The 10,600-nt window shown below is 69.9% G+C and carries 12 protein-coding genes; 6 read left to right on the forward strand and 6 right to left on the reverse strand.

Features of this window, described 5'->3' with window-relative positions; translation table 11 throughout:
• Positions 1-89 precede the first annotated feature (89 nt).
• Together ACWDTP_RS33735 and ACWDTP_RS33740 are read right to left on the reverse strand one after the other, a co-directional pair.
• Entirely contained in the window at positions 90-536 is a 447-nt protein-coding gene (locus tag ACWDTP_RS33735; protein WP_450027571.1) for an SRPBCC family protein, read from the reverse strand.
• Positions 533-865: an ArsR/SmtB family transcription factor gene (locus tag ACWDTP_RS33740; protein WP_450027572.1), complete on the reverse strand. Its 333-nt coding sequence runs from the start codon at positions 863-865 to the stop codon at positions 533-535. Before ACWDTP_RS33740 ends, ACWDTP_RS33735 begins: the two co-directional genes overlap by 4 nt.
• 93 nt (positions 866-958) lie before the next feature.
• On the opposite strand from ACWDTP_RS33740, the gene ACWDTP_RS33745 reads away from it, so the two are divergent.
• The 3 genes from ACWDTP_RS33745 to ACWDTP_RS33755 are packed head-to-tail and all read left to right on the forward strand — an operon-like array spanning position 959 to position 3,997.
• Positions 959-1,735: a DUF899 domain-containing protein gene (locus ACWDTP_RS33745; protein ID WP_450027573.1), complete on the forward strand. Its 777-nt coding sequence runs from the start codon at positions 959-961 to the stop codon at positions 1,733-1,735.
• On the forward strand, positions 1,722-2,387 hold the full coding sequence (locus ACWDTP_RS33750; RefSeq protein ID WP_450027574.1) for a maleylpyruvate isomerase family mycothiol-dependent enzyme: 666 nt from the start codon (positions 1,722-1,724) through the stop codon (positions 2,385-2,387). Before ACWDTP_RS33745 ends, ACWDTP_RS33750 begins: the two co-directional genes overlap by 14 nt.
• A 38-nt stretch (positions 2,388-2,425) precedes the next feature.
• Entirely contained in the window at positions 2,426-3,997 is a 1,572-nt protein-coding gene (locus ACWDTP_RS33755; RefSeq protein ID WP_450027575.1) for a class I adenylate-forming enzyme family protein, read from the forward strand.
• A 7-nt stretch (positions 3,998-4,004) separates the two neighbouring features.
• On the opposite strand, the gene ACWDTP_RS33760 is transcribed toward ACWDTP_RS33755, so the two are convergent.
• Entirely contained in the window at positions 4,005-4,379 is a 375-nt protein-coding gene (locus tag ACWDTP_RS33760; RefSeq protein ID WP_450027576.1) for an NYN domain-containing protein, read from the reverse strand.
• The gene (locus ACWDTP_RS33765; protein WP_450027577.1) at positions 4,376-6,103 is read right to left on the reverse strand and encodes an esterase/lipase family protein; all 1,728 of its coding nucleotides are present in this window, start codon (positions 6,101-6,103) and stop codon (positions 4,376-4,378) included. The genes ACWDTP_RS33760 and ACWDTP_RS33765 overlap by 4 nt, the downstream gene beginning before the upstream one ends.
• Positions 6,104-6,330: 227 nt before the next feature.
• Here ACWDTP_RS33765 and ACWDTP_RS33770 point away from each other — a divergent pair, with 227 nt between their 5' ends.
• Positions 6,331-7,227 (forward strand): RNA polymerase sigma-70 factor, encoded by an 897-nt coding sequence (locus tag ACWDTP_RS33770; RefSeq protein ID WP_450027578.1) that lies wholly within the window; start codon positions 6,331-6,333, stop codon positions 7,225-7,227.
• 3 nt (positions 7,228-7,230) lie between these two features.
• Here ACWDTP_RS33770 and ACWDTP_RS33775 read toward each other — a convergent pair whose 3' ends face one another.
• Together ACWDTP_RS33775 and ACWDTP_RS33780 are read right to left on the reverse strand one after the other, a co-directional pair.
• Entirely contained in the window at positions 7,231-7,950 is a 720-nt protein-coding gene (locus tag ACWDTP_RS33775; RefSeq protein WP_450027579.1) for a M15 family metallopeptidase, read from the reverse strand.
• Positions 7,951-7,994: 44 nt separating this feature from the next.
• Positions 7,995-8,561 (reverse strand): TetR family transcriptional regulator, encoded by a 567-nt coding sequence (locus ACWDTP_RS33780; protein ID WP_450027580.1) that lies wholly within the window; start codon positions 8,559-8,561, stop codon positions 7,995-7,997.
• A 98-nt stretch (positions 8,562-8,659) separates the two neighbouring features.
• Here ACWDTP_RS33780 and ACWDTP_RS33785 point away from each other — a divergent pair, with 98 nt between their 5' ends.
• On the forward strand, positions 8,660-9,544 hold the full coding sequence (locus ACWDTP_RS33785) for an SDR family oxidoreductase (RefSeq protein ID WP_450027581.1): 885 nt from the start codon (positions 8,660-8,662) through the stop codon (positions 9,542-9,544).
• A gap of 81 nt (positions 9,545-9,625) precedes the next feature.
• The coding region (locus tag ACWDTP_RS33790) for a GTP cyclohydrolase II (protein WP_450027582.1) at positions 9,626-10,600 on the forward strand (975 nt) is incomplete at its 3' end.

A 10,600-nucleotide genomic window follows, 5' to 3' on the forward strand; every position in this document is an offset into this window, starting at 1 on the left:
TACCGGGACGGGACTCACACCCGCTAGTCCAGTCCAACTTTCAGGACGCAACATGACCGCAGTCTAGGTCGGCACCCTCACCCGGTCGCCTACCTGCGTGGGGACCGCTGCAGCACCGCGGCGAGTTGCTCGAAGGTCAGCGTCCAGCCGTGGTGGAAGCCGTCGAACTCCTCCGGTGGAATCAGCGAATGCTCGATCGACATCAGCGTCTCGCCGTCCCCGGCCGGGGCGAATTCGACGTTGACCACACTGACCAGCGTGGGGTCCGGCCAGTCCGAGTTGCTCCAGGTGAAGCGCAACGCGCGGGGCCGGTCGATGGCCAGGAACTGTCCGGTGATCAGGACGCTGGTGCCCGAATCGTCGACGTCGAAGCGCACCCTCCCCCCGACGTGGGGCTCGATGGTGATCGCCACACAGCGGACCGGGCGCGGGCACATCCAGTCCGCCATGGTCTCCGCATCGAGCCATTCGTCGAAGACGACATCGGGGGTGGCCGGCATGACGCGCTGCACCCGCACGGTGGGGTGGTCGCTCATCGGTTGCGCCCCTTCCGGCGGAGCCGCTCGGCGAGCGCATCGGCACGCACCGACCAGAACTCGGTCTGCTGGTTGATCCACCGCTGGGCCATCGACAACCCGTCGGGCTGAAGCGACAGCCAGTGTTCGCGGCCGCGCACCTCGCGTCGCACCAGGCCTGCCGACTCCAGCACGCCGACGTGACGTGACACCCCGGCGAACGTCATCGGCAGCGGCGCCGCCAGATCGGTGATGCGGGCGTCGCCGTGGCGCAGGGCCTCCAGCAGCCGGCGCCGGGTGGGGTCGGCGAGCGCGGCGTAGGCGCGATCCAGGATCTGATCTTCAACCACCTTGTTGACTATAGCCGCGGACCGTGGTGTGCTGAAGACGCGTTATTCAACAAGATTGTTTAACGTCTGGATTCCCTGGAGGAGCGAGAAAACATGACGATCCCGCCGATCGTGTCCGCACAGGAGTGGGACACCGCGCTGCGCGACATGCTGGTCCGAGAGAAGGAGTTGACCCGCGCCAGGGACGCGCTGGCCGCGCAGCGCAGGCGCATGCCCTGGACGCCGGTGACCAAGCGCTACGCGTTCGACGGGCCGGACGGCGAGGTCAGCCTGCTCGACCTGTTCCAGGGGCGCCGCCAGTTGATCGTCTACCGCGCGTTCCTCGACCCGGGCGTCGACGACTGGCCGGAACACGGCTGTGTCGGCTGCTCGCTGATGGCCGACCATATCGGCAACCTCGCGCACCTGAACGCCCGTGACACCACACTCGTCTACGCATCCCGCGGACCGCAGGCCGATATCGACCGGGTGAAGGCCCGGATGGGCTGGAACCACCCGTGGTACACCATCATTCCCGGATCTGACGGCACCTTCGATGTGGATTTCGGGGTCGACCGATGGCACGGAACCAACGCATTCATCCGCGACGGCGACCGGGTGTTCCGCACCTACTTCATCAACAACCGCGGCGACGAGGCCTTCGTCAACACCTGGAACTTCCTCGACATGACCGCACTGGGGCGCCAGGAGACCTGGGAGGATTCACCGCAGGGCTACCCGCAGAGCGAACCGTACGAATGGTGGTCCTGGCACGACACCTACGCCGGGCACGAGCCGTCCCGGTGGTTCGGCGACCCCGATCCCGACGACCCCGACGACCCACGGCCGCCGCGTGTTTCCGGAGGATGTGATTCGTGTGGCCGACATTGACGCGGTGGCGGCGGCCCGGCTCTATCACGACACCAGGGAACGGATTCAGGCGCTGCTGGGAACCGGCGGCCCGCTGTGGAACCGGGCGGTCGCGGCCTGCCCCGGCTGGTCGGTGCGCGACCTGGTCGCCCACCTCACCGCGGTCGCCGAGGACTGGGCCGCAGGCCGGCTCAGCGGCGCGCCCACCGACGACGCGACGGCCGCGCAGGTCGCCCGCTTCGAGCCCTTCGACCCAGCCGAGCTCCTGGCCGCATGGAACGTCGCCGCGGCGCAACTGGACCGGCTGGCGCGGACCGACGGACTCACCCCACCGATCGGCGACATCGTGGTCCACGAGCACGACATCCGCGGCGCCCTGCACCGGCCCGGCGCCCGCGACTCCGCCGCGGCCCACGCCGTCGCGGGACAGCTGCTGGCGAACCTCCGCACCCCGGTGCCCGTCGCGGTGACGGTCGAGGACGCCGAGTTCCATTGCGGGCCGGACGGCGAAGCCGAGATCCGGCTCTCCACATCGCGATTCGAGTCGCTGCGCTGGCGGACCGGCAGGCGCAGCCGCGCCCAGCTCGCCGCCATGGACTGGTCGGGCGAGCCCGGGCCGGTCCTCGAGCATCTCTACCTGTTCGGCCCCGCGGGAGCCGACCTCATCGAGTAGCCGGCCCGGACCGGTTTCGGGTCAGCCAAAATGGGGCGGTGACTTCCTCCCCGTCGGCACCGCTGACCGTTCCCGCGCTTCTGCAGCGCAGCGTCCGAGACTTCGGTCGGGCCACCTACCTGGTCACCCCCGGCCAACGGCTCACCTACCAGGACGTCGAGCAGCGATCGGCCCGGGCGGCCCGCCGGCTGTTGGGCGAGGGTGTGGGCAAGGGCACCCGGGTCGGACTGTTCTTCGCCAACGGCGCCGACTGGCTGGTCTGGTGGCTCGCGGTATCGCGGATCGGCGCCGTTGCCGTCCCGTTGAGCACCATGTACGCGCCTGCCGAGCTCACGAAGGTGTTGCGGCTGGCCGATATCGGGCTGCTGGTCGCCCCCGACCGGGTCCTCAACATCGACGTCGCGGAGCGTTTCGAAGCGGCGCTGCCCGGGCTCGCCGGTCAACTTTCGGGCCGGATCGGGCTACCCGGCGCACCGTACCTGCGTCGCATCGCCATCGCCGGGGACACCGACCGTCCGTGGGCCACCCGCTGGGACGACGAAACCGACGCAGGCGTATCCGGGGAGCTGCTCACCGCGGTGGAGGCCGAGGTCTCCCCCGCCGACCTCGCCGTCATGGTGCACACCTCCGGTTCGACCGCCGACCCGAAGGGTGTGCTGCACACCCACGGCACGCTGGTCCGGCAGACCTCGACCTGGCCGGCCGCCGTGCGGGCGATCAGCGGGTCCGCCGCGGACCCCACCATCCTGTGCGCGATGCCGTTCTTCTGGATCGGCGGGCTCCTCGCCGTGGTGGGGGCGCTGCACGAACCGGTCACCGTGGTGGTCATGCCGAAACTCGATGCCGGGACCGCGCTCGAGCTGGCCGAGCGTGAACGGGTCACCGGGATCGTCGGCTGGCCCGCGTTCACCCAGCGCCTGCGCGATCATCCCTCCTTCGGAACCCGGGATCTGAGCAGTGCCCCGATGCTGCGCGACGGACCCCTCGACATCGCGATGACCGATGTGCCCGACGGATTTCCGGTGCACCGCACCATGTCCGAGACCGCGGGCGGATTCGCCTACACCGAGATGCGCATCGTCGGCGAGGACGGGGCCCCGGTCGGGCCCGGTACCACCGGCGAACTCCTGGTCCGTGGCATCGGGGTGATGGCGGGCTACAACAAGCGGGAGCGGTGCGAGACGTTCGACGAGGACGGCTGGTACCACACCGGGGACCGCGTCTACCGGCGAGAAGACGACCCACGGCTGTTCTACGTCGGACGGACCACCGAACTGATCAAGGCGGCCGGGGCGAATGTGTCCCCGCGTGAGGTCGAGGCCGTCATCGAGGAGTTCGCCGATGTGGCGCAGTGCGTGGTCGTCGGGGTCGACGATCCTCGGCGCGGTGAGGAGGTCTGCGCGGTCCTGGTCCCGGTGACCCGGGCCGATGTGTCGTCCATCTCCGAGCGCACGCGTGAGCGACTGTCCGCCTACAAGGTGCCGACGCTGTGGGCGGTCACCACCAGCGACCGGATACCGACATTGCCCAGCGGCAAACTCGACCGGAAAACGCTGCGGCAGTACGTCGTCGACGGCGCGGTGCGATCCGTCCGGCTGAACCGCGGTTAGCGCCGGCTCAGGCCGGGTCGATCAGGTCGCGGAACCCCGCCGCGGGCTGCACCGACGCACCCGCGCCGCGCACCCGATCGGCCAGGGTGCTGTCGGAGGTCACCACCGTGATGTCGGCGGGCCGCGAATCGGCCAGCACCAGACGCACGATCTCGTCGTCGGCCGAGTTCGCGGCCGCTCGCGGGGCGTGTCCGATCTCGATCACCGACGATTCGATCGGCGGTGAGGGCCGCGATTCGAACACCACCAGCACCCGCCGGTCCCCCGCTGCCGACCAGTGCTCGAGCCGATCGACCAGGCGCGCCATCGCCCGCATGCGGTCCCGCCACCACCCGTCCGGACGGCTGCCGATGACGTTCATCCCGTCGACGATCCACCTCACACAGCCGACCGTAGCGCTACCCCGCGATGCTGGGCGGGACTGCGGATGTTGCCGCGGTCGGGGTCGATCGCGATCCGCAACAGCGCATTGAACCCGGACCCACCGACGGCGAAGGTCCACTGGCCGTCCCTACCGGACACCGCATCGGCTTTCTGGACGGTTGCCGTGGGCCCCGGCCTGGCCAGTCGCCCGAGCTCGGCGGGGGTGACCGGATCCGCCGCGGAGAGGAACTGTTCACCGGTGTGGACGAACAACGCGACGTCGTCGCCGGGGAACGCCTGAACGTAGTACTGCTTGCGGAACACCACGTTGTCGGAGAAGCCGATTCCGCGGGAGTCCCGCTCCCCCACATAGATGTCGAGCCGGAAGACCAGTCCGGCGGCGGCGTTCTCGGGCTTCATCCGCGCATCGATCCGGCCTTCCCAGATCAGCCGGTCCGGCCCGGCCCAGCCCGTGGTGCGGTCGCCGGACTCCGCCAGCGGCCGGCTCAGCTCCCCGGCCAGATCGGGCGGGCCGTCGGTGAGGTCGTCGGTGCCGAACGGGCCGTAGCAGTTCTCGGCCTCGGCGCTCTGGTGGAACAGTTCGAAATCGACGAAACGTGGTTTGATCGACACACCGAAGTAGAACTCGCTGCGGCCGAACCAGTCTCCGCCGCGGCTGATCCGGGCATCGTCGAGCCACAGCCGCACCCGGTGCGTCCCGTGGAAGAACCGCATGGCGATCTCGTAGGACTCGCGTGAGGTGACCAGCCCGTCGGTCCCGCCGTGGCATTTGTGGATGAATGTGCGTGGGGCACCGGGTAATTGCGCGGAGGCCTGTTTCACCAGACCGTCGCTGCGGTTGTACTGCAGGCTGCCCTCGTCGAAGAGGCTGGAGATCCGGTTGGCCAGCGAGGCCGCCGCCGAACCGTAGCTGCGGTAGTTCGTGCCGACCACGGTGAGGATGCGCTCGGGTGGAAACCAGTCCGCCACCCTGAGAAATTCGGTGCCGGTCGGATCGAATGCGGCCAGCTCGTCGGCCGCATGCTCGATTCCGGGCAGGTTCTTGAGCAGCCAGCTCGGGAACCGCTGGAACGCGATTCCGCGGTGCGGGGTCCCCAGCGTGACAATCCGGTGGATCAGGCTCGCCGCCGAGCCCTTCTCGGCCCGGTCCAGCCGGCCGAGGGCGCTGCGGACCACCAATCCGCCCATGCTGTGCGCGACGATGTCGACACCGTCGAAGCTCTCGCCGTGTCGCCGCGCGGCGCCGCGGATCAGGCCGACCAGGGTGGCCAGCCCCTCGCCGTAGCGGTCCAGTTTCCGGGGCGACAGGTCGTAGTAGCGGTAGATCCAGATCGTGCCGTCGGTCCCGCCGCTGAGCACACGCCGCGCGGACTGCGGGTCGATCACGACGGTGCCGCTGACCTCGGTGTCGGGGAAGTCCCCCGGATCCTCGGGGCCCTTGACCGGCTCGGAGTAGTACCCGATGACGTTGGTGGCGTCGGTGTAGGGGTACTGGGCGGATTTCAGTGCCCGCAGCAGGAATCCCTCGTAGATGAAGTTCTCGCCGCGTTTCGTCGGGTAGACGGTGCCGTCGTTGAAACCCTGATAGGCGTTGCCGCGCTCGTCGTCGACGTCGGCACCGCCGAAGCCCCGGATCAGGATCAGCGGGCGGGGTGCCGGCCGGTCCGGGGCACCGTCTCCGTTCGGCGAGATCTCGCCGACGTTGAGCGTCGTGTCGGTCATCGCGGCCCTTTCGGTGATGGATGCCTGGGTGATTGCATGTCCGGGGAGCATGCCGATGCAGTCAGCCTGGCGTGTTCGGGCGGGTTGGACGCGAGTAGTCGGCTACCTCTTTCAGCCGCCGGTCGCGTCGCCCGGACCTGCCCGCCACCGCATCGGTGTCACAAATCGACGTCGGCCGGTGTCTTGTGGGTGACCGGTCGACCGTCCAGGACAGGAGCCAGCCACGCATGACCGCCGAAACCCGCCCCGGCCAGGCCACCGAAGCCTTCATCACCCACCGCAGCCTGCTGTTCACGGTTGCCTACGAGCTGCTCGGCTCGGCCGCCGACGCCGAGGATGTGCTACAGGAGACCTGGTTGCGCTGGGTGGACGTGGATCTGGACACGGTTTGCGATCCCCGCGCGTACCTGGTGCGGATCGCGGCCCGGCAGGCGTTGGGCCGGCTGCGCACGCTCGGTAGGCGCAAGGAGTCCTACTTCGGGTCGTGGTTGCCCGAACCGCTGCTCACCACGCCCGATGTGGCCGAGGACGTCGCGCTCGCCGAGAGCGTGTCGATGGCCATGATGCTGGTGCTGGAGACGCTGGTGCCCACCGAACGCGCGGTGTTCGTGCTGCACGACGTCTTCGACGTCGGCTACGCCGAGATCGCCGAGGCGATCGGCAAGACCCCGGCCGCCGTGCGCCAGATCGCCCACCGCGCCCGCCAGCATGTCGCGGCCCGGCGCCCGCGCGAGATCGTCTCGGCCGACGCCACCCGCAACGCCCTCGAAGCGTTCCGCCGGGCCATCGAGACCGGTGACCTGCAGGGGCTGTTGGACATCCTCGCGCCCGATGTCGTCGCCATCGGCGACGGCGGCGGGGTCAAACAGGCGTTCCCGCGGCCCATCGTCGGCGCCGAGCGGGTGGCCAGGGTGTTCGGCACCGGATTGCGCAGGTTCGCCGCCGACATGTCGGTCGAACTGATCGAGGTCAACGGACATCCGGCCCTGCTCACCCGCATCGACGGCGAGGTCGACGGGGTGCTCGCGGTGCGGATCGACGGCGGCCTGGTCACTGGGATGTACTACGTGCGCAATCCGGAGAAGCTGTCGCGGGTGGGCCGGGCCACCACGATGACGCGCTGAGCGTCAGCGCATCTCGAAATGCTGAAGGTCGATGGGTGAGCGCCAGGCGCCGCCCCAGCGCCAGCCGTGGTCGGTGAAGGCCAGGACCGCGGGGTCACCGGGGTGCAGCAGGCCCGGATCGGTGCGGGTGCGGTCCAGATAGGGCACGCCGTTGGCGGGTTGTACGGTGCCGCGCCCGTCGAGGTAGGGATTGAGCAGCGGGTTGAGGTCGACGGCCCGGCCGTGGGCGTGCAGCGACCAGTTCGGTGAACCGGGGATGCCCCGGCAGTTGAAGCCCGAGGTGTTGTTGTCGGCCATCGACAGTTCGTCCTCGGCGCCGGGGTAATGGTCGACGGTGCGCATCACCGCGATCGGGTAGCGCATCCGGTGCAGCCGGTCGAACACCGAAATCACCTCGGGCACAAGGTCTTCGTGCATGACGATCGATCCGCGGTGGTCCCGTCCGTCGAAGCCGCGGTAGTCCAGGTCGATACGCCGCAACCGCTCGGGCGGAACCGGGCAGCCGGGCCGCCAGGTGGCACCCAACTGGGCCGCGGTGACCGGATGCACGGACGCGGGCCGCGGTTGCGTCGTGGTCGATGTCGTGGTCGATGTCGTGGTCGAGGATGCCGGCTCCTGCGGGGACGGGGCCGCGGACTCCGGTGCGGACGGCGCACAGGACACCGCCAGCACCGCCGCCACGGCGAGGCGGCACGCGACGGGTGCGCGGCGCTTCGCGGTCATCCCTCCGTTGTAACCGCCCGGCCAGGCCGACGCCGGTCGGTGCGTCAGTCCGCGGTGACCAGACTGCGCAACTCCTCGATGGCGGCCCGCATCAATGCGCCGAGGTCGGGTTCGGTGGAGCCGGCCAGCCAACGTTCGAAGGCCACCTTGAACACCGCGATGCCCGCCTCGGCGGCCAGGCCGGCGGCCGGTTCGGCGACGCCCCGCCCGCGCAGGGCGGCGGCGATGGCGGCGGACAGCGAGGCCAGCTTGATCAGTTCGCGTTCCCGCAGTGCGGTGTTGGCGTCGATGACGGCCTGGCGTCTGCGCGCGTGGTCGTGACGCCCCGCGAACATCTGCGCCACGGCGTCCAGACCCGCCTCGATCGCGTCGATGGGCCCCGCATCGCGCGGAGCGGCCGTGACGGCGGTGACGAAGACGTCGTGCAGCACGCCCTCACCCCCGAACAGCACCTCGCGCTTGTCGGCGAAATACCGGAAATAGGTGCGCTCGGTGAGCCCGGCCCGCTGGGCGATCTCGGCCACCGTCGTCTGGTCGAAGCCACGTTCGCCGTACAGCTCGAGGGCGACCCGTTCCAGCCGGCCGCGCGCATCCGGCTCCCAGCGACTCATCGGCCGATCCTACGGGAATGACAGTGACTGTCATCGACGTTACGGCGATGACAGGTGCTGACATCAGAATGATGCGGCCCATCCAACAGGAGGTTCCTATGCGGGTATTCGTCACCGGCGCGTCGGGTTTCGTCGGCTCGGCCGTCGTCCCCGAACTGATCGCCGCCGGCCATCAGGTCACCGGTCTGGCCCGGTCCGATGCATCAGCCCGGGCACTGACCGCGGCGGGCGCCGACGTCCATCGCGGTGATCTCACCGATCTCGACAGCCTGCGGGCGGGCGCGGCGGCGGCCGACGGCGTCGTCCACCTGGCGTTCGTGCACGATTTCACCGATTACGTCGCGGCAGGCGAGACCGACAAGCGTGCGATCGAGACCCTCGGCGGGGCACTCGCCGGCACCGACAGGCCGCTCGTCGTCACCTCCGGACTCGCCGGATTCCCCGACGCCACCGAAGACGACGCTCCCCCTCCCGGGGCGCTCCGCCAGTCCGAACTGGCCGCCCAGGCGCTCGTCTCCAACGGCGTCCGGGTGTCCGTCGTGCGACTGCCGCCCTCGGTGCACGGTGCGGGCGACAAGGGTTTCGTGCCGCGGCTGATCTCGATCGCGCAGGAGAAAGGGGTGGCGGCGTATCCGGGCGAGGGCTCCAACCGCTGGTCGGCTGTGCATCGGCTGGATGCGGCGCGGCTGTTCCGGCTGGCGCTCGAGCAGGCGCCCGCCGGGGCCAGGGTCCAGGCGATCGGCGACGACGGCATCGCGGTGCGCACCCTCGCCGAGGCGATCGGCCGGGGTCTCGGCCTGCCGACCGCGTCAATCCCCGCCGACGACGCGTTCTCCCACTTCGGCTGGATCGGCACCTTCTTCTCGATGGAGGCGAGCGCTACGAGCACGCTGACCCGGCAGCGGTTCGGCTGGCAGCCCACCCGACCGGGACTCCTCGACGATCTCGCCGAGGCGCACTATTTCACCTCGGTCACGGCCTGACGCTCCCCCTGCGCACCCGCCCGTTTCGGAGTTGACTGGAAGTCGCACCTCGGGCGGGCGCGCGGGGGAAGGAGCGGCGGCATGGGCAGCGATGAGACGGTCACCGGCACGGATCCCGCCACCCCGCCCACACCGGCCAGGGCGGCATCCCGGCACATCCGGCTGACCTCGCACAGTGGCGCGGCGGATACCCCGACGATCCGTTGGGGCGCACCCGGTGCCGCCGAGCGCGGCCCGGTGATCGGCACCACGACCACCCGGGCGCACCGCAATGTCATCGGCACCCACAGCGGTTCCTACAGCGTGTACCGCGCCCTGGCGGTCGCGGCCGGGGCACTCTCCCCGGCGCACCGGGCCGACCTCACCAACACCGCACCCACTGACGTGATCGGGCCCTACCCGCAGTGGAGCGATGCCGGTGCGATCGTCAGCCTCGATCCGTGGGGCGCGATGGTGGCCGATGTCTTCACCGGCGAACTGGCCGCCGGCTACGACATCCGCCCCACCATCGCGGTCACCAAGGCGCATGTGATCCTGCCCGAGATCGCCGAGGCGATCGCCAAAGGCCGGCTACGGGCCGACGGCCGCACCCTGCTGCCCAGCGGCGCTGCCCTGGTCACCAAGGCCGCCATCGAACCGGTGTGGCACCTGCCGGGCGTCGCGGCGCGCTTCGGATGCAGCGAAACCGCTTTACGCCGAGTGCTGTTCGAGGAGACCGGCGGTATGTACCCCGAGCTGGTGACGCGCGGTGACCTCGAGGTGTTCCTGCCACCGATCGGTGGCCAGACCCTCTACATCTTCGGCGACGCACGGGATCTGGCCGATCCGGCCGTCGAGCTGACCGCGCGGGTGCACGACGAGTGCAATGGTTCGGACGTCTTCGGTTCCGATATCTGCACCTGCAGGCCCTATCTCACCCATGCGATCGAGGAGTGCATCCGGGGCGCTCAGCGCGGCGGGGTCGGATTGGTGGCCTATTCGCGCAAGGAGGGCCGTGCGCTGGGCGAGGTCACCAAATTCCTGGTCTACAACGCCCGCAAACGCCAGGCCGGCGGC

It is taken from the genome of Mycobacterium sp. NPDC003449 (genome assembly GCF_053588415.1).